The following is a 19,138-nucleotide window of genomic DNA, read 5'->3' on the forward strand; positions in this document are numbered from 1 at the left end:
CACTGCCGCCGCGCGATCCGCCGCTACTCACCCGATGGTGTGATCCTCGCCGGACGCCCTGCTCCAGCCGGGTGGTTGTGCGCCGGAAGCGCTCCCGTTTCGCGGCCGGCGGGCGCACGCTACCTGCCGAACCGTTGCCGGCATGGGCACTGCCGGCGCGGGTGCCCCGTTGTCCAGGAGCTTCGCCGATGAGCACTTCTTCGTCCGCGCCTCCCCGGCACGTGCGGTTCGAGACCACCGACTACGACCGCGCCGCCGAGTTCCTGACCGAGGTCTACGGCACCACCATGCGGATGACGGGCCGCCGGGTCGGCTACGCGTTCCGCTTCACCCAGATGACGACGTCGGCGTTCTCCGTCGGCACGGCCGGGCAGACCGACGACATGTCGATCGACATCGTGGAGCCGCCCGCGAGCCTGTACCTGCTGCGGCCGAGGGGAACGGTGGTGGACTACCGGTCCGCGCAGGCCGACCACCGGATCGGTCCCGCGGAGCTGTACATCGCGTCGACGGGTCAGGACGGCTCGCCCTACCGCGTGCGCTGGACCAACGGCGTCATCGAGGCGACCGCGCTGCCGTTCCCGCTACTGGACCAGGTGGCCGCGGTCGACGGGGAGCCGGTGCGGTTCACGGACCTGCGGCCACACGACGAGCAGGCGGCCAGGCACCTCGCCGCCACGACCGACCACCTCATCGAGGCGCTGCGGAGGTACCCGGAGGTGATGGCCCAACCGCTCGTCGCCAGCACGTCCGGGCAGATGCTGTGCGCGGCCGTGCTGACGGCGTTCCCCAACACCGCGCTGCGCGAACCGACGATCGAGGACCGCCACGACTCCCATCCCCGCACCCTGCGCCGGGCGATCGCGTTCATCGACGACAACGCGCACGAGGAGATCACCGTCGCCGACATCGCCGCGGCGGCCAACGTGACGGCCCGCGCGCTGCAGCACGCGTTCCGCCGTCATCGGGCCACCACGCCGATGGGGTACCTGCGCCTGGTCCGGTTGCGGCAGGCCCACCAGGACCTGCTGGCCGCGGATCCGACGACCAGGGTGACCGTCACCGAGGTGGCCGCGCGGTGGGGGTTCTTCCACCCGGGGCGTTTCGCCAGGTACTACCGGGAGACGTACGGCTGTTCGCCGTACCAGACCTTGCTCAGGGACGCCCTCTGACGTTCCCTGGAGCAGGCTCCCGGACGGCTGTGGGGGGGACCGTCGGAAGCCTGCCTCCGGGCGGCGACGGGGTCTTGGTCGCCGGTGCAGAGGCACCCGCCGAGCACCAGAACAGTGTGGGCCGGGGACGGTCGGCGGTCAGCACAGCAGACGAACATCGACTCGCCCCGCCCAACCGCCACATCGTCCGGAAAACGAAACGCGGTCTGGTCACGCGGGCGGGATGGGGCCGGTCGCGTAGAAAGCGTGGCAGACGCCGTCCACGACGTCCGTCGCCACCTCCAGCACGCTCCTCCCGTCACGGGAAGCCAGCAACGACGGGCTGAAGTTCATGCACCCGTGGTTGTCCGGCGCGGGCACCTCGACCGGTGCCGGGATCTCCCGCCACGGTCCCGCTCCCGCGTTCTCGTTGACCAGCAACGTCTTCCCGTTGCCCTCGGCCTTGCTGCCGTCGGCGTTCACCAGCATCTCGGCGACCAGCACGATCGTCCCCCGCGGCGACACCGTGATGGTCGGCGTGTGCCGCACCCATTTCCCGTCCGCGGTGCGCACGCTGGTCCCCAGGTCGAGCGGGTCACCGTAGTCCCAACCGTCGGCCGAGGTCCGGAAGTAGACGCTGCACATCGGCTCGTCGAGGTTGCAGACCTCGTACACGAGGAAGTACCTGCCGTCGGGCAGTTTCCGCACCCCGGCCATCCCCGGCCGCACGTAGAAGTCCGGGTGCTTCACCGTCTCCGTCTGGTCGGTCCACGTGACCCCGTCCACCGACCGGACCCGGACCAGCTTCTGGTCGTGCGCGGGTTTGTCCGACTCGTCCGAGAAGTGCGCGACCAGATGGCCGTCGGCTGACACGGAGAAGTCGGGCTCCCAGGCGTTGTACTGGTTCGGTGACGTGTGGATGTCGGACCGGAACGTCCACGTGCGGCCCAGATCCCGGCTGATCCACAGCCGCTGCGTGGTGTGCCGCTGCGCTTCCGGTGCCTTGTACCCCACGGTGGCACCCCACAGCAGCGTGCCCGGCGGCATGTCGCCCACTCGCGTGGGCAGCTCGAACAGCGTGCCGCAGCACATGCCCCGGCCGTTCGCACCCTCCGGGTCGGTGACGGTGCCCACGTGCTCGAAGGTGGCGCCACCGTCGGTGCTTTCCATGACGATGCCCCGCGCGCTGCCGTCGACGGTGCCCACCGAGGCCAGCACACGGCCGTTCGCCGCGCCGTTGTGTTCGAGCCGGATGACGCGCGGGTAGCTCGCCCCTTCGGGGTAGAGCAGTTGCCGGTCCTTCGCGGGCTGCTCCGCCGCGCTCGCGGGCACGCTCGTCAACCCGGCGAGCACCGCGAGCGCGACGAACGACACCACACGCCTGTACCGCATCCGACCATCCCCCGACCGTACGGATCCTGCTGGGTACTGACCGCCGGAACCATACCGGCAACAACCGTCCTCGACGAGGGCCGCCCGCCCAGCACGGGAATTCCCGGCGGCCCACCTACGTTGTCACGCAGAAGGACGATCGATTGGGAGGCACGACGTGTCGTTGGACCCCGAGGATCTGTACGAGGTCGACTCGGATGTCCCGGACCTGACCGGAGCGGTGCTGCTGCACTACTTCGACGGCTTCATGGACGCCGGTTCGGCCGGTTCGGCGCTGGTCGAGCACCTGCTGGCCACGCACGAGCACCGGGTGGTGGCACGGTTCGACGTCGACGACCTGATCGACTACCGGGCACGCCGTCCCACGATGACCTACGCCACCGACCGCTGGGAGCACTACGACGCTCCGGAACTGGTGGTGCACCTGCTGTACGACGCGATCGGCACGCCGTTCCTGCTGCTGACCGGTCCCGAACCGGACCGGCGCTGGGAGGCCGTCGCGGCCGCCGTGCGCTCGCTCGTCGAGCGGTGGGGCGTACGGCTCACGGTCGGCTTCCACGGCATCCCGATGGGGGTGCCCCACACCAGGAAGCTGTCGGTGATCTCCCACGCCACGAGGCCCGAGCTGGTCACCGACAAGTCCCCGTTCAACACCGTGCAGGTGCCGGGCCACCTGTCGGCGCTGATCGAGCTGCGCCTCGGCGAAGCCGGTCACGACGCCATGGGGTTCGCCGCGTACGTCCCCCACTACCTCGCACAGGGCGTCTACCCGACCGCCGCGCTGGGCATCCTGGACGCGGTGATGAAGGCGACCGGCCTGGCCGTGAAGACGGGCGACCTGCCGGAGGCCGCGAAGCGCACCGACGCCGAGATCGCCAAGCAGGTCGCCGAGTCCGACGAGGTGGCGCAGGTCGTGGAGGCGCTGGAGCGGCAGTACGACGCGTTCATGAGCTCCTCGCAGAACCTGCTGATCGCCGAGGGCGAAGAGGTGCCGAGCGCCGACGAACTGGCCGCAGAACTGGAACGCTTCCTGGCAGAACAGCAACGCGACCACTGACGGCCGTCACGCCATCGGATCCTCCGCGATGGAAGCGGCGTTGATCACCGCGGCGGTGGCCGCGCTCGGCTGTTTCATGAACCACCAGGCCGACCGGCGGTCGCGGCGAGAGCACCAGGACGAGAACGCCCGGCTGAGGCTCGACGCGGCCATGCGGGCTGGTGCACTGTTCTCCGGCACGGACCAGCGTCCCGCGAACCCGGCTGCGGTCGCCTCCGGGTTGCTCGCGCTCACCCGGCTCGACCACGCCGACCTGGCCGTCGCGCTGCTGGTGGACCTGTGGTCGGACACGCCGGACGCCAACCGGGTCTCGCACGAGACGGCGGTGCTCGTCATCGACGCCGCGTTGCGGTCGAGCAGTCCGAACGCGCGGCTGGTGGCCGCCGAGCTGTTGTGCCGCAACGCTCAGCGGCTCAGCTCCTGCCATTCACTGCACTGGCCGAGCGTCATCGACGGTTACTGGAGCGCCAAGTTCGGTCCGAAGACCAAGATGCTGCTCACCGACGCGCTCCTTCGGATGACGGTGGCCCGCCCGGTCACCGAAGGCGCGCTTCGTTCGCTGGCGGTGCGGCTCTACGGGATCTGGGAAGGCGACCGGGAGCTGCAGATGCGGGGGTGCATCGGGAGACTCATCAGCTCGGCGCTCCCCGCACTTCGCAGGCTCGGCTACACCGACTTCATGCAGGGCAACCGGACGGTGATGATCACCGATCTCGAAGCCGCGGCCGCGACCGGCACGCACAACCCGGACGGCTTCCTCGACCGCATGGTCGATGAGCGCTGCAAACAGCTGGGCCACTGGGCGGCCGCGTGCCACCGGACGGCACCCGAGGACACGAAGCTCGTCGAGGCGGTGTGACCCCGGCGGTCCGCCGGGGTCACACCGCGGACGATCAGTTCTTCATGCCGTGTTCGATGGCCTCGATGATCCTCGGGCGCAGTTCCGCCGCGCTGATGATCGCGTCCACGGAGCCGACCTCGACCGCGCGCTGGATGCTGTGCACCCGGTCGAACTCGGCGGCGACCTCGCCCAGTTTCTCCGCCCGGACCGAGGACTGCACCTCCGCGAGCTGTGCGTTCAGCGCCGCGCGCTCGGCGCCGCTGGCCGTCGCCACCCGGGCCTGCAAGTCGGTGACCCGCGGGTCGTTCGTGGTGCGGTTGTTGACCTCGCCGGTGAACACCACGGCCGCGGCCGGGGCGCCGCCCAGGACGGACGCGAACGAGCCTTCCAACGCCAGCACCGTCATGTTCGGGTTGAGCGCCTTGGAGAACACCACGAACGCGCCACCGTGGTAGCGGGAGATCACGCAGAACACGATCGGACCTTCGAAGTTGACGATCGCCCTGCCGATCTCCGCGCCGTACTCCAGCTGCAGCTTGCGCATCGACTCCGGGGAGCCGTCGAAGCCGGACAGGTTCGCGAGCACCACCAGCGGCCGGTTGCCGGACGCCGAGTTGATCGCACGTGCGGTCTTCTTCGACGACCTCGGGAACAGCGTGCCCGCGGTGTAGGTGTCCGGGCCGTCCGTGGGCGGGAACCCGCGGCGCGACACGGAACGGGACTCGATGCCGACCAGGCAGACCGGCCAGCCGCCGATGTGCACGTCCTGCACCGCGGCGGTGTCCGCGTCGGCCATGCCCGCCCAGCGTTCCAGCACCGGGTGGTCCTGGTCGGACAGCGCGCGCATGACGGTGCGGATGTCGAACGGCTTCTTGCGGTCCGGGTTGTGCTCGGCGGAGAAGATCTGGCCGACCGTGGTGAAGTCACCGAACGTGTGCGGGTACTCCGACACGTCCCGGTGGGCCGGGTCGGTCGTGGTCGCCTTCCTCGGCGCCGTCTCGCCCGGCACGACGTACGTGTGGTCGTAGTGCGACATCAGCACTTCGCGGGCCGCGGGCAGGTTCGGCGCCCAGTACTGCGCCTGGCCGTTGGGGCCCATGACCCGGTCGTAGCCGCCGATGCCGAAGTTGTCCTCCGCCGACACGCCACCGGAGAAGTCCAGCGACTGCTTGCCGGTGAGCACCATCGCCGAGTCCGGCGTCATCACCAGGATGCCCTTGGTGTGCATGAGCATCGTGGCCTCGGCGTTCCAGTACGGCTGCGCGCCGACCGTGATGCCGGCGACCACGATGTTGATCTCGCCGCCTGCCTGGGTGAACTCGACGATCCGCTTGAGCGCGGCCGCGACCCAGTCCATGTTCTCCACACCGGACGACATCGAGATCTTCGCGCCCGCCGACAACGCGAACCACTCCAGCGGCACGTTCATCCGCTCTGCGAGGTCGAGGCCCGCGATCACGCGTGCGCACTCCGGTTCCGCGAGCGCACCCAGCGCCTTCGTCGGGTCGCCGAGCAGCACCACGCGGGTGACGCCCTCGGGGTGCCGCTCGGTCGGCGTGGTCACCACACCGGCGACGATCCCCGCGGTGTTCCTGCCCTTCGGCCGGTCCACGGGCACGAGCGCGCCGGACTCGTCCAGGTCGTGCTCGACGAACCCGCCGTCCGGCCCGGCGAGCATGCCGGTCAGCTCGTACGGGTAGACGTTCCCGCGCCGGGCCGCCCGCAGCACCTTCTGGCGGTAGTCGTCGACCGGCTCGACCGGGTCCGTCGACGGCGGGCCGACGTGCAGGCGCGCGCCGTGCCCCGGGTCGAGGGTGATCCGCACGGCGACCTCGGTGAGCTTGCCGGCCTCGCCGCGCACACGGACCAGGAACTGGACCTCCTCCAGCCCGGCCCCCGCGGTGGTCGGCTGGATGCGCTGGAGCAGCATCTGCAGCTCGTCGTGCGTCAGGTCCGTCGGCGGCCAGACGTACATCATGATTCGGTTGGTGTCGAACCGCTTGTTCTGCGGCCGCTGCGCCTGGATGTTGCGGATCGCGTCGATGGTCGTGGTGACCGCGTCCTCCAGCGCGGGCAGCGCGACCAGCCTGCCGTCCGCCTCCCGCAGCGCGGTCATGTCGCGGACCTGGCCCATCGCGATGAGCCGCTCGTCGGCCGGGTTGCTCTTCGCGACGGCCTTGAACAGGTAGATCTCCTCGTCGGCCGACGGCAGCCGGGTGAGGTCGAACTCGCGCAGCCGCTGCAGTTGCAGGCGCTGCGCGGTCTGCGGGTGCAGGCCGCGGATCACGCGGTCCTCCGCCAGACCGGTGCCACCGGCGGAGCGGTCGCGCTCGAAGGTGAAGTGGTGGTGCATCACAGCGCCGCCGGTGCCGGCGACGGTGATGACGACCCGCTCGACGTTCGCGGGCAGCGGCTGACCGGCCAGGATCTCGCCGATCCGCACCGCCATCGCGTCCACGTCCGGCTGGCCCTCCCACCGCACGTACAGGTCGGCGACCAGCCCGTCCACGTCGCGGTCGGCGGCGAACGTGCCGAGCGCGGCGACGGCGTCGGGCAGGGCGCTGATGTCGACCGCGGTGGTGACCAGCGGGGTCACGCCGTCGGTCCCGTTGTGCTCGGCGGTGAGCAACCGGTGGCCCGCGACGTCGTGGACGGCGACGCCCGACAGCCTGCGGTTGCCGTAGTAGCGGCGGGTCAGCACTTCGAGCAGCGGCGCGTGGTCCCGGCCCGCCCGGCCGATGCGCTGACCGATCAGCCGCACCAGCGGCTGGGCACCGGCCAGCATGGCCTGGATGTGTTCGGCACGGTCCGGCGCGTCCGGGTTGAGGTCCAGGTAGCGCAGGTCGGCGCGCACCGCGGCGTAGACCGTCGCGCGGTTGCGGCGCAGCAGCGGCTGGGCGAACCAGCGGAACACCACGCCGCGGGCCAGGTCCGACACCGCGGGGAAACGCACCTGCGTGGCCTCGACCAGGTGCTCCAGGGTGAGCCCGGCCGCCTCCCGCAGCCCGTTCTCCGGCTGCGCACCGGAAAGCCACTGCCGCAGCAGTTCCGACACGATGGCCATGTTGGCCGACATCCGCTGCTGGGCGAGGAAGATGCGGAAGACGGCGGCTTCCAGCTCCGGCGTGCGGTCCAGGTCGGCGACGCCGTAGTAGCCGAGCACGCGCTTCAACCGGTTCTGGAACGCCTCGGTGACCCCGGCGCGCTCGACGTCGAGGCTCTGCAGGTAGCTGTGGAAGTACTCCCGCGGGCTGTGCACGGGGCTGCCCGGCTCGACCTCGATCTCGCCGGCCGGCTTGTTGCGCGACAGCTCCGACAGGTCCGCGAACACGGTCAGCAGGTCCAGCTCGCCCTCCAGCGGGCGCCCGCCGATTTCGGTGCGTGCCGCGAGGTAGTCCACCAGCGCCCGCTTGCTGTCGTGCGGGTCGACGTCGAAGCCGAGCAGGAGGCTGCGCAGGTCCTGCAGGCCACGCTCGACCCGCTCGTCTGCTGCCACGTCGACCTGCTCGGCGGGCAGGTCGATCTCGACGGTCTCCGCCGGCCCGGCGGCCTCCGCCTCAGCGCCCTCCTCGGCGAGTGGCTCGAGCCGCATCAGCGGGGCGCCGGTCTCGACCTGGCTGCCCACCGACACCGGGCACTCCCGGACCTTGGCGCGGAACGGCGCACGCAGCACCGTCTCCATCTTCATGCTCTCCAGCACGAGGATCGGCGCGCCGGCCTCGACCTCGTCGCCGACCGACAGCGGGGTCGCCACCACCAGCGCGGGCGCGGGCGAGCGGACGACGCCGCCCTCGTCGCGGCTGATGCGGTGGGTGACGCCGTCGACCTCGACGAGGTGGATCGGGCCGTGGGTGGCGGAGACCAGGCGGAAGCGGTGCCCATTGACCAGGATCTGGCCGCTGTGCGCGTCGAACCGCTCGACCTCGACGTCGGCGGTGTGCATGTCACCGCCGCCGGAGACGCCGACACGGAACCGGGTCTGGCCGATGCGGGCCACGCTGACGCGGTAGCCGACGCCGCGGAGCTTCAGGTCCAGCGGACGACCGCTCTCGTGCTGCACCTGCGGCCGCCCGCCGTGCGCGGTGGACAGCAGGCGCTGAACGGTGACCTCTTCCTCGTCCTGGTAGGCCTCGATGGCCGCGGCGGCCAGCGCGACGGCCGAGTGGCGGTGGCTGACCAGGCGGCCCTGCTCGCGGACGCGGTCGATCCAGCCGGTGTCGGCGGTCGCGTCGATCACCTCGGGCTGGTCGAGCAGGTCGAGGACGAAGCTCTTGTTGGTCGCGCCGCCCTCGATGATCACGGTGGTCTCGGCCATCGCGCGGCGCAGGCGGCCGAGCGCCTCGTCGCGGTCGCGGCCGTAGGCGATGATCTTCGCGATCATCGAGTCGAAGTCGGCGGGGATCGTGTCGCCCTCGCTGACTCCGGTGTCGACCCGGATGCCGGGACCCGCGGGCAGCAGCAGGCGCGCGATGCGGCCGGGAGCGGGCGCGAAGTCGCGGTCCGGGTCCTCGGCGTTGAGCCGGGCCTCGATCGCGTGGCCCAGCTCGGCGGGCTGCGTGCCCTCGAGCTTGCCGCCGTCCGCGACGTGCAGCTGCAGCTTCACCAGGTCGGTGCCGGTGGTGATCTCGGTGATCGGGTGCTCGACCTGCAGGCGGGTGTTGACCTCGAGGAACGCGAACAGCTTCTCGCCGGGGTGGTACAGGAACTCGACGGTGCACGCGCCGCGGTAGCCGACGGCGACGGCGAGCCGTTCGGCGGACGCCTTCAGCTCGGCGGTCTGCTCGTCGGCCAGCACCGGGGACGCGGACTCCTCGATGATCTTCTGGTTGCGCCGCTGCACGGAGCAGTCGCGGACGCCGAGCGCCCACGCGGTGTCCCCGTCGGAGATCACCTGGACCTCGACGTGCCGGGCGCCGGTGACCAGGCGCTCCAGGAACACGACGCCGGAGCCGAACGCGCGCAGGGCCTCGGCGCTGGTGCGCTCGTAGGCGTCGGCGAGCTCGTCGGCGGACGACACCTTGCGGATGCCGCGGCCGCCGCCACCGGCGGTCGCCTTGAGCATCAGCGGGTAGCCGATCGAGTCACCGGCCCGCAGCGCGTCCTCGAGCGTCGCGACCTCGCCGCGGCTCCACGGCGCGACCGGGACGCCGACCTCCTCGGCGATCAGCTTCGCGCCGATCTTGTCGCCGAGCTTGCGCATGGCCTCGGCACTCGGGCCGATGAAGGTGACGCCGATCTTCTCGCACACCTCGGCGAACGCCGGGTCCTCGGCGACGAAGCCCCAGCCGACCCACGCGGCGTCGGCCCCGGTCGCCAGGAGCGCCTGCTCCAGGACGGCGTGGTCGAGGTAGGGCCGCGCCGACGCGGGCCCCAGCGAGTAGGCGATGTCGGCTTCGCGGACGAACGTCGCCGTGCGGTCGGCGTCGGTGTAGAGCGCGACCGTCTCGATCCGTGTTCCGGTCTGCGCCGAGAGGTCCCGAACGGCGTGGATGAGCCGCATCGCGGCCTCACCACGGTTGACGATGGCGACACGACTGAACACCGGCTGAGCCTCCCAAGTACCCCGCGCACCGCAGGCGACGTCCGGGGTCCGGAGCGTCGCCTGCACCTGTCTCTACCCTGCTCGATTACCGCCGGGTACACCGATGTCCCGCATCGCGCATGCCGTGGCTGTTGTGTTGTCGGAACCCTACAAAAAGCGAGCCTGGCCACTCCTGACGGCCGCCGTCGGACGCAAGGTCTGCGACAAACGGCGCCCGCTGCGTGACACGGGATCAGCGGTACGTGACAACGATATCCAGCGGGCCATGAGCATCGCTCGCGCGACGGTCAGGTGCGCCTCCAGCGAGGATCTCGTTCGCGCGACGAGTGCCGCACAACCTGGTCGCGAGTCACGCCGGAAAGACTTCGCCCACAGGGTCGCTGGTCTATGTAATATGCCATAGACCATAGAAGCGGTGAGGGCGATGCCACGCAGGACGGACACACGCGAGCGGATGGTGCGCAGCGCCGCCGAGTTGCTGCGTGAGCACGGCGCGGCCGCGACGAGCATCGACCGGGTCCTGGCGCACAGCGGCGCCCCGCGCGGGTCGGTCTACCACCACTTCCCCGGCGGGCGGACCCAGCTGATCGAGGAAGCCGTGGCGCTGTCCGGGGACTTCATCGCGGGCCTGATCGACGCGGCAGAACCCCGGGCGGTGGTCGACAGGTTCTTCTCGCTGTGGCGGCGGTGGCTCGTCGACAGCGACTTCCAGGCCGGGTGCCCCATCGTGTCGGTGACCGTGACGGGCGAGACCCCGCACCTCGCCGCGGGCGTGTTCACCCGCTGGACCGACGGGCTGGCCGCGTCGCTCACCGGGCACGGGGTGCCCGAGGCACGGGCACGCAGGCTGGCCGTGTTCGTGATCGCCGCCGTCGAGGGCGCGGTGGTCATGTGCCGCGCGGAGGCGAGCCTCGCCCCGCTGGACGCCGCGGCCGAGGAGATCACCGAGTTGCTCGCACACACGCCGCGGAAGTGAGGAAACGTGTCGACCGTCGAATTCGCCACCATGTCGGGGCTGGAACAGATCCGCTGGGTGCAGGCCGAGCTGCCCGCCGACTTCCCCACCATCGGCAGGTTGCTGGGCATGCGGTTCGACGAGGTCGAGCACGGCCGGGTGGTCGTGTCGCTCGAGACCCGCGCCGACTTCGCCAACCCGATGGGCACCGTCCACGGCGGCATCGCCGCGACCATGCTCGACTCGGTGATGGGCTGTGCCGTGCACACGACCCTGCCCGCGGGTGTCGGCTACACGACCCTGGAACTGAAGGTGAACTACATCCGCACCGCGCGGACCGACGGGCGCACCCTGACCGCCGAGGGCACCGTGGTCCACGCGGGCCGCCGCACCGCGACCGCGGAGGGCAGGGTCCTCGACGAGCAGGGCAAGCTGGTCGCCCACGGCACCACCACGTGTCTGATCATGCGACCGGAGGCCTGAGGCGTGACCACGTTCCGCGAGGCCGTCGACGCGCGCGACCTGACCGCGATCGAGGCGATGCTGGCCGACGACGTGGTGTTCCGCAGCCCCGTCGCGCACCGGCCGTACGCAGGCAAGGCGATCACCGCCGCGATCCTGCGCGCCGTGGTCGAGGTGTTCGAGGGTTTCCGGTACGTGCGTGAACTCCACGACGGCGCCGACCACGTGCTGGTCTTCGAGGCGACGGTGGAGGGCCTCGACGTCACCGGCGCGGACTTCCTGCGCTACGACGCCGACGGGAAGATCGTCGAGCTGATGGTGATGGTGCGACCTCTGCGCGCCGCGGAGGCGGTGGCCCGCCAGATGGGCGCCCACTTCGAACAGATCAAGGCGGCCGCGACGGACGGCTGACCTCGGTAGGGGTCGGCGCGTGGCGTTGCGACCGGTCCAGGTGAACCCGTCTCGCTCGACGTCATCGCCGTCCCCGGACCCCGAGACGGTGCACGACCGGGTGCACCTCGAACTCACCACCACGTCCACGGCCCACCACGCGGAGTCGGTCGCAAGGAAACCCTGAGCCGTCGACACCGCTTCCGACCTGCGTTGACACTTCCCCGGGATCGGTGCTACGAATTTTGGACGGGCACACTGGAGCGCTCCCAAAACCATCACCCTCTCGACGGACTCGGAGTTGTGCCATGCCCAGAACAGCCAGGACGGTCGCGTTCGGCGCGGTTGTCGCCCTGCTCGGCGCCGTCGTCGTCGGCGCACCCGCACACCTGCCCCAGGCGGCCGCCGACGCGGACGCGACGGAACCGCGAGGAGTGGTGAGCGTCCGGTCCGGCGACGGGAACTTCGTCAGCTGGCGCCAGCTCGCGGGCGACGCGGACGGTCTGCGGTTCAACGTCTACCGCGACGGCCGGAAGGTCAACGCCGCCCCGGTGGGCACGAACTTCGTCGACGCGGACGCACCGGCGGGCGCGACGTACACGGTGCGCCCGGTGCGGGGCGGCGTGGAAGGACGGGCCTCGCGCGAGTCGATGTCGTTCCTCGCGACCTCGACGGACGTGCCGCTGCAGATCCCGCCCGGCGGCACGACGCCGTCCGGCGAGCGGTACACCTACAACGCCAACGACGCGAGCGTCGGCGACCTGGACGGCGACGGGCAGTACGAGATCGTGCTGAAGTGGGAACCGTCCAACGCCAAGGACAACTCGCAGTCCGGCTACACCGGCAACACCTACCTGGACGCGTACCGGCTGAACGGTACCCGCCTGTGGCGCGTCGACATGGGCCGCAACATCCGTTCCGGCGCGCACTACACGCAGTTCCAGGTGTTCGACTACGACGGCGACGGCCGTGCCGAGGTCGCGGTGAAGACCGCCGACGGCACCCGGTCGGGCACCGGCCAGGTCATCGGCAGCGCGAGTGCCGACCACCGCAACTCGTCGGGCTACGTGCTGGCGGGCCCCGAGTTCCTGTCGGTGTTCCGCGGTACCGACGGCGCCGTGCTCGACACGGAGAACTACGTGCCCCCGCGCGGCAACGTCCCGTCCTGGGGCGACAGCTACGGCAACCGCGTCGACCGGTTCCTCGCCGGGACGGCCTATGTGGACGGTGCGCGGCCCAGCATCGTCATGGCCCGCGGCTACTACACGCGCTCGGTCGTGTCCGCGTGGGACTTCCGCAACGGCGCGCTGACCCGGCGGTGGACGTTCGACTCCAGCTCGTCCACGAACGGCTCCGCGTGGACCGGCAAGGGCAACCACCAGCTGTCGGTGGCCGACGTGGACGGCGACGGCCGTGACGAGATCATGTACGGCTCGATGGCGATCGACGACAACGGCTACGGCCTGTGGCAGAACAACACCCACCACGGCGACGCCTACCACGTCGGCGACCTGATCCCGTCCCGCGCGGGCCTCGAGGTGTTCAAGCCGTCCGAGTCGGGCGGCGACCCCGCGCACTGGATGGGTGACGCGCGCACCGGCCAGATCATCTGGAGCGCCCCGCCGTGCGGCTGCGACAACGGCCGCGGCGTGGCGGCGGACATCTGGTCGGGCAGCCCGGGCGCGGAGGCGTGGTCGTCGGCGGTCGCCGGCCTGCGCGGTGGCAGCACCGGGAACCAGGTCGCGTCCCGCAAACCGGGCTCGACGAACTTCGTGATCTGGTGGGACGGGGACGCGCAGCGCGAACTGCTCGACGGCACGCACATCGACGAGTACGGCACCGGCGGCGACACCCGGCTGCTGACCGGGTCGGGCGTCTCGTCGAACAACGGCACGAAGGCCACCCCGGCGCTGCAGGCCGACATCCTCGGCGACTGGCGCGAGGAGGTCGTCTGGCGCACGAGCGACAACCGGGCGCTGCGGATCTACTCGACCACGGACCCGACGAGCATCAGCCGCCCGTCGCTCATGCAGGACCGGCAGTACCGGCTGGCCGTCGCGTGGCAGAACTCCGGCTACAACCAGCCCCCGCACCCGAGCTTCGCGATCGGCTGATCCGCGCCGTGCTACAGTTGGGCGATCGTCCAAGGCAATCGACCAACACGGGGTGGACATGTCGCCGACAGCGGCGGAGCGGGGCAGGGAGGTGCGGCGCAAGCTGCTCGACGCGGCGGTGGCGCTGATCAGCGAACGCGGGTGGGGTGCGGTGAGCACCCGGGTGGTGGCGGAACGGGCCGGGGTCGCGCCCGGCCTCGTGCACTACCACTTCTCGTCGGTCCAGGCGCTGCTGTCCGAGGCCGCGGTCGGTGCGATGCGCGAGGTCGGCGCGGTGCTCGAACCCGCGCTGGCGCGGGCGGGCACCCCGGCGGAGGCGATGGCCGCGCTGGCGTCGGCACTCGACCCCTACACGGGCGACGACCCGACGTCGCTGCTGTTCACCGAGACCTACCTGGCCGCCACGCGCGACCCGGCACTGCGGGCCGCGGTCGCCGAGGTGATCGTGGACTTCCGGGCCCGGCTCGCCGCCTGGCTCGGGGCCCACGGCGTGGCCGCGCCCGAGGCGACGGCCGCGGTGGTCGGCGCGGCCGTCGACGGTCTGGTGCTGCAACGCGCGCTCGACCCCGGGTTGACGTCCGCGGCGATCACCCCCGTACTGACGCGTTTGATGGGAGGACAGTGATGAAGGTCGTGATCTGCGGGGCCGGGATCACCGGGTTGGCGCTGGCGCAGCGGCTGTCGGTGCTCGGCTGGGAGGTCGTGGTGCTGGAGAAGGCGCCCGGCCCGCGCGCCCAGGGCTACATGATCGACTTCTTCGGCGCCGGCTACGACGCCGCCGAGGCGATGGGGCTCCTGCCCCGGCTGCGCGAACTCGGGTACGTGCTGGAGGAGGCCCGGTTCGTCGACACCGACGGCAGGGCCCGGGCGCGCCTGGGCTTCAAGCGGTTCGCCAGCACGGTGCACGGCCGGCTGATCAGCATCATGCGCCCCGACCTGGAGACGGCACTGCGGGAGAGCCTGCCCGCCGACGTGGACCTGCGGTTCTCGACCCGCCCGGCGCACGTCGAGAACGGCGCCGACCGCGTGCGGATCACGTTGACCGGCGGCGAGGTGCTCGACGCCGACGTGCTCGTCGGCGCGGACGGCATCCACTCGGCGGTGCGCGGGATGGTGTTCGGCGAGGAGCGCGCGTTCCTGCGGCACCTCGGTTTCCACACCGCCGCGTGGACGTTCCACGACCCGGCCATCCGCGCGCGGATCGGCGACCGGTTCTGCCTCACCGACTCGGTGGACCGGCAGATCGGCCTGTACGGGCTGCGGAACGGCCGGGTCGCCGCGTTCGCGGTCCACCGCACCACCGACCGCGTGCTGCCCGCCGACACCAGGGCCGCGTTGCGTGCCGAGTACGGCTCGCTGGGCTGGGTCGTGCCGGACGTGCTGGCGCAGTGCCCACCCGGCGACTCGGTGTACTACGACCACGTCGCGCAGGTCGAGGCGCCGAGCTGGCACCGCGGCCGGGTGGTGCTCGCGGGAGACGCGTGCGCGGCCGTCTCCCTGCTCGCCGGGCAGGGCGCGTCGCTGGGCATCGCGGGCGCCTGGCTGCTCGCCGAGGAACTGCACCGGTCCGGGCTCGCCGGACTCGACGCCTACGAGCGGCGGTGGCGTCCGGTGGTGGCGGAGAAGCAGCTGACCGCACGCAAGGGGGCACGCTGGTTCCTTCCCCGCTCCCCCGCGCAGCTGCGGGTCCGGCGCGCGGTCCTGGCGCTGTCCGGGGTGCCCGGCGTGGACCGGCTCGTCGGCCGTTCCCTGGCCGGCAAGCCCGCGGCGGTCGTCGAGGCGGCGCGGGAGGCACACGTCACCGGTTCGTAAGGGTTTTCCGGCTCGTCCACACGGCATGATGCGGTGGACGAAACGGACAGGAGGACCTTGATGGCACGGTTGCGTGCGGTGTCGGTGCTGGCGATCGGTGCGGGACTCGTGCTGGCTGGTTGCGGTGCCGACCAGGCGGCGCGCAGTGGCGGCACACCGACCACTGCGACCACTGCGACCACCACGCCGGTGAGCGCCACGGCCGCCACGACCGAGGCACCGGAGGCGAAGCCGGCCGTGCCGGAGCAGCTGCGGTTCACGGCCAAGACGGTCGACGGCGAGGACTTCTCCGGTGAGTCGCTCGCCGGGAAGGCCGCCGTCCTGTGGTTCTGGGCGCCGTGGTGCCCGAACTGCCAGGCCGAGGCGCCGACCATCGCGGAGGCGGCGCGATCCGCCGGTGACGTCGAGTTCGTGGGGGTCGCCGCGCAGGACGAGGTGGGCGCGATGCGGGACTTCGTGCGGAAGTACGACCTCGGCTCGTTCACGCACATCGCCGACACCGACGCGGCGGTGTGGCAGCGGTTCGGTGTCACCTACCAGCCCGCGTACGCGTTCGTCAGCGCGGACGGCACGGTCGAGACGGAGACGAGCCAGCTCGAGAAGGACGAGCTGCTCGCCCGCGTCGACGCCCTGAGCTGATGGACGACCTGCTCTTCGCGCTCACCGCGGGGATGCTCGCCACGGTCAACCCGTGCGGCTTCGCGATGCTGCCCGGCTACCTGACGATGGTGGTCGCGGGGAACGACGACGCGACCCGCGTCGCGCGTGTCGGCCGGGCGCTCGCGGCGGGCGCGCTGATGACCGCCGGGTTCGTCGCCGTGTTCGGGATCTTCGGGCTGCTCAGCCTCCCGCTGCGGGGCGTGCTGCAGCAGTACCTGCCGATCGTGACGATGGTGATCGGGGTCGTCATGGTCGTCGTCGGGGTGCTGCTGCTCGCGGGCCGACAGCTCACCCTGCTCCTGCCGAAACCGGCGCGTGGGGCGCCGTCGACCCGGCTCGTGTCGATGGCCGGGTACGGCGTGGCGTTCGCGATCGCGTCGCTGTCGTGCACGATCGGCCCGTTCCTCGCCGCGACCGGCATCGCGCTTCGCGGCGGCGACCTCACCACGGGGCTCACCACGTTCGTCGCGTACGCGCTGGGTATGGGCCTCGTGGTCGCGGTGCTGGCCGTCGCGGCCGCGCTGGCGAGCACCGCGGTGGCGAGCGGTGTCCGGCGCGTGCTGCCGTACGTGCCGAGGATCGGCGGCGTGCTCCTGCTGGCGACCGGCGCGTACGTGGGCTACTACGGTTTCTACGAACTGCGCCTGTTCCACGGCGGCGGCGACGCGGCCGACCCGGTGGTCGGCGCGGCGCGTGCGGTCCAGTCGACGCTCGTGGAGTGGGTGGACGCGATCGGCCCGCTGCCTCTCGTCGTCGTGCTTGTCGTGCTGGTGGCGGGCGGGGTGCTGCTCACCCGCGGACGTCGGGCCCGCGCCGAGCGGCCTCGAAGTCGACGCGCATGACGACGCGGCGTGGGGTGGCTGACCTCGGTGACCCCTGCCTCTTCGAAGACCTGCCGGGCGCCGACGTTCAGTTCGCCCCAGGTGATCTCCTTGCCCGGTTGGGTGACCACCGGGTAGCCCTCGAGTGCGCGGGCGCCGCGCTGCCGGTGCCGTTCGTCCACGGCTCCGCCGACCCCGACGATCCCCCTGCGATCATCGGAGAAGGCGGTGGCGGCCAGTCGCGAGTGGACGGCGACGGCGGTCACGGCCGCGACGAGGTGGCTCACCCCGCCGCGGCCGTGACCCGCGCGATCAGTTGGTACGCACGCACTTCCCGGTCGGGTTGCCGGACGAGTAGTACGCCGGCCAGTAGAACGCCTGGCGGCTGTCCGGGCCGTAGATGCCGTCCGAGGAGATGCCGCGCCGGTACTGGGCGTACGCCACGGCCTTCTTGGTGGCCGGCCCGAAGTCGCCGTCGATGTCGAGGTTGGTCGCGTAGTTGCACGACTTCAACGCCGTCTGGAGCTGAACGACCGCGCCGCCGGACGCCCCCTCGGCGAGCGTGCAGTTCCTGCTGCCCGTGGCCCTGTGGTAGGGCTGCCGGACGTAGTGGCCCGACGTGCTGACCTTGACCGCCTTCACCCCGTCGCACCAGCCGACGGACGTCGCCGCCGACGCCGTCGCGGTGGTGAAGGCGACTCCCCCGGTCAGCATCGCGGCGGCGACCGCGAGCGTGACGAACAACCGTCTCATACTGCTCCCCTTTCATCCCCTGCGTGGTGGAGCAGATGTTGCCGTGCCGCGCTTTCCCGGCCCTTTCACGGCGATGAAACCGACGCTGAAACCGACGCTGAAACCGGCGGCGGCTCAGTCCGCGGCGCGGGCGATGGCCAGCGTACGGATCCCCTGCCAGATGAGCAGGGCCATCACCGCCGCGCTGACGGCGAACGCCGCGACCGCGGCCGGGTTGGCGGCGAGCAGGTCCACGGTGGACCGTCCGCCCGCGACGTTCATCGCCACCGACGTGCCACCGCACAGCACCGCGCCAACGGCACCCGTCAGCCCGATCGCGTTCGTCAGGCGCCGGGGCGACACCGTGCGGCGGAACGTCGTCACGAGCAGCACCAGCGCGGCCACGGCGACCACCACGGTCAGCACGTCCTGCACCAGGGCGAGCTCCCGCACCAGCTCAGGCGCCGGGCCCGGCATCCGGCGCACCGCACCGCTCTGCCACAGCAGGTTCCAGCCCAGCAGCATCGCGGGGAACACCAGCGTGAACAGCACCGCCGACCAGCGGCCCTGCCGCGCGGTCAGTTCGTCCTGGTAGGACGGTGCGACCTCGGGCACCGCGCCGAAGTCCCGTACCGCCAGCACCGCGGCGCGTTCGGGGGGCATACCTCTGGCGCGGTAGGCCTCCGCCGCGTCGACCAGACCCTCGCGGGCCTCCGCGACCATGCTGCGGCGGGTGCGGCGCGGGCCGTGGAGCGCGCGGCCGAGCGCGACGACGTACTCGGCGATTGGGTCGGTGGTGCGGTCGGCGGTGGTCATGCGGCACCGCCCGCGGGTCGCAGCACCGCGTCGACGACCGTCGTGAACTCGGCCCACTCCGCCCGCTGGCGCGCGAGCATGTGCCTGCCCGCGCGGGTCAACGTGTACGTGCGCCGGTCGCGGCCGCCCACGCTGCTCCACGAACCGGACAGCAGCGCGGCCCGCTCCAGCCTGCGCAGGGCCGGGTACACGGTGCCCGTCGGCAGGTCCAGCGCGCCGCCGCTGCGGGCCTGCAGCGCCTCGATGATCGCGTAGCCGTGCCTGGGGCCGTCCTCGAGCACGGCGAGGATCAGGGCGTCGAGGTGGCCACGTACGGCTGCGGGTCGCACAGGTAGGGATTCTACGTAACGCGGCCCGGGTCACAATCAGGGACATCCCCGATGTATCAGTAGT

General features: G+C 71.6%; 16 protein-coding genes. 11 read left to right on the forward strand and 5 right to left on the reverse strand.

Going from position 1 to position 19,138, the window contains the following annotated elements; all coding sequences use genetic code 11:
- Positions 1–188: 188 nt before the first annotated feature.
- Complete coding sequence (locus ACIBVP_RS27090; RefSeq protein ID WP_396109155.1) at positions 189–1,172, forward strand: helix-turn-helix transcriptional regulator; 984 nt, start codon at positions 189–191, stop codon at positions 1,170–1,172.
- A 210-nt stretch (positions 1,173–1,382) separates the two neighbouring features.
- On the opposite strand, the gene ACIBVP_RS27095 is transcribed toward ACIBVP_RS27090, so the two are convergent.
- Positions 1,383–2,543: an exo-alpha-sialidase gene (locus ACIBVP_RS27095; RefSeq protein ID WP_396109156.1), complete on the reverse strand. Its 1,161-nt coding sequence runs from the start codon at positions 2,541–2,543 to the stop codon at positions 1,383–1,385.
- Positions 2,544–2,700: 157 nt separating this feature from the next.
- Between ACIBVP_RS27095 and ACIBVP_RS27100 the strand changes: the two genes are divergently transcribed.
- On the forward strand, positions 2,701–3,600 hold the full coding sequence (locus ACIBVP_RS27100) for a proteasome assembly chaperone family protein (RefSeq protein ID WP_396109157.1): 900 nt from the start codon (positions 2,701–2,703) through the stop codon (positions 3,598–3,600).
- Between the two features lie 28 nt (positions 3,601–3,628).
- On the forward strand, positions 3,629–4,459 hold the full coding sequence (locus ACIBVP_RS27105) for a hypothetical protein (protein ID WP_396109158.1): 831 nt from the start codon (positions 3,629–3,631) through the stop codon (positions 4,457–4,459).
- Positions 4,460–4,493: 34 nt separating this feature from the next.
- Here ACIBVP_RS27105 and ACIBVP_RS27110 read toward each other — a convergent pair whose 3' ends face one another.
- Entirely contained in the window at positions 4,494–9,983 is a 5,490-nt protein-coding gene (locus ACIBVP_RS27110) for a biotin carboxylase N-terminal domain-containing protein (RefSeq protein ID WP_396109159.1), read from the reverse strand.
- Positions 9,984–10,407: 424 nt separating this feature from the next.
- On the opposite strand from ACIBVP_RS27110, the gene ACIBVP_RS27115 reads away from it, so the two are divergent.
- From ACIBVP_RS27115 to ACIBVP_RS27150, 8 genes are all read left to right on the forward strand, one after another.
- Positions 10,408–10,959 (forward strand): TetR/AcrR family transcriptional regulator, encoded by a 552-nt coding sequence (locus ACIBVP_RS27115; RefSeq protein WP_396109160.1) that lies wholly within the window; start codon positions 10,408–10,410, stop codon positions 10,957–10,959.
- Positions 10,960–10,965: 6 nt separating this feature from the next.
- Positions 10,966–11,421 carry a PaaI family thioesterase gene (locus tag ACIBVP_RS27120; RefSeq protein WP_396109161.1) on the forward strand — a complete coding sequence of 152 codons (456 nt, stop codon included), beginning with the start codon at positions 10,966–10,968 and terminating at the stop codon, positions 11,419–11,421.
- Positions 11,422–11,424: 3 nt separating this feature from the next.
- On the forward strand, positions 11,425–11,811 hold the full coding sequence (locus tag ACIBVP_RS27125) for a nuclear transport factor 2 family protein (RefSeq protein WP_396109162.1): 387 nt from the start codon (positions 11,425–11,427) through the stop codon (positions 11,809–11,811).
- Between the two features lie 287 nt (positions 11,812–12,098).
- Positions 12,099–13,904, forward strand: a complete 1,806-nt coding sequence (locus tag ACIBVP_RS27130) for a rhamnogalacturonan lyase (RefSeq protein WP_396109163.1) — start codon at positions 12,099–12,101, stop codon at positions 13,902–13,904.
- 58 nt (positions 13,905–13,962) lie between these two features.
- Complete coding sequence (locus tag ACIBVP_RS27135; protein ID WP_396109164.1) at positions 13,963–14,529, forward strand: TetR/AcrR family transcriptional regulator; 567 nt, start codon at positions 13,963–13,965, stop codon at positions 14,527–14,529.
- Positions 14,529–15,716 carry an FAD-dependent oxidoreductase gene (locus tag ACIBVP_RS27140; protein ID WP_396109165.1) on the forward strand — a complete coding sequence of 396 codons (1,188 nt, stop codon included), beginning with the start codon at positions 14,529–14,531 and terminating at the stop codon, positions 15,714–15,716. The genes ACIBVP_RS27135 and ACIBVP_RS27140 overlap by 1 nt, the downstream gene beginning before the upstream one ends.
- Before the next feature lie 60 nt (positions 15,717–15,776).
- Positions 15,777–16,355 (forward strand): protein disulfide oxidoreductase, encoded by a 579-nt coding sequence (locus tag ACIBVP_RS27145; protein WP_396109166.1) that lies wholly within the window; start codon positions 15,777–15,779, stop codon positions 16,353–16,355.
- Positions 16,355–17,218, forward strand: coding sequence for a cytochrome c biogenesis CcdA family protein (locus tag ACIBVP_RS27150; protein WP_396109167.1), 864 nt, complete (start codon positions 16,355–16,357; stop codon positions 17,216–17,218). Before ACIBVP_RS27145 ends, ACIBVP_RS27150 begins: the two co-directional genes overlap by 1 nt.
- Before the next feature lie 291 nt (positions 17,219–17,509).
- Here ACIBVP_RS27150 and ACIBVP_RS27155 read toward each other — a convergent pair whose 3' ends face one another.
- From ACIBVP_RS27155 to ACIBVP_RS27165, 3 genes are all read right to left on the reverse strand, one after another.
- Positions 17,510–17,950 carry a peptidoglycan-binding protein gene (locus ACIBVP_RS27155; RefSeq protein ID WP_396109168.1) on the reverse strand — a complete coding sequence of 147 codons (441 nt, stop codon included), beginning with the start codon at positions 17,948–17,950 and terminating at the stop codon, positions 17,510–17,512.
- Positions 17,951–18,064: 114 nt separating this feature from the next.
- Positions 18,065–18,745, reverse strand: a complete 681-nt coding sequence (locus ACIBVP_RS27160) for a permease prefix domain 1-containing protein (protein WP_396109169.1) — start codon at positions 18,743–18,745, stop codon at positions 18,065–18,067.
- Positions 18,742–19,074: a PadR family transcriptional regulator gene (locus ACIBVP_RS27165; protein WP_396109170.1), complete on the reverse strand. Its 333-nt coding sequence runs from the start codon at positions 19,072–19,074 to the stop codon at positions 18,742–18,744. The genes ACIBVP_RS27160 and ACIBVP_RS27165 overlap by 4 nt, the downstream gene beginning before the upstream one ends.
- Between the last annotated feature and the right edge of the window lie 64 nt (positions 19,075–19,138).

This window comes from Actinophytocola sp. NPDC049390 (genome assembly GCF_044466355.1).
Classification (GTDB): domain Bacteria; phylum Actinomycetota; class Actinomycetes; order Mycobacteriales; family Pseudonocardiaceae; genus Actinophytocola.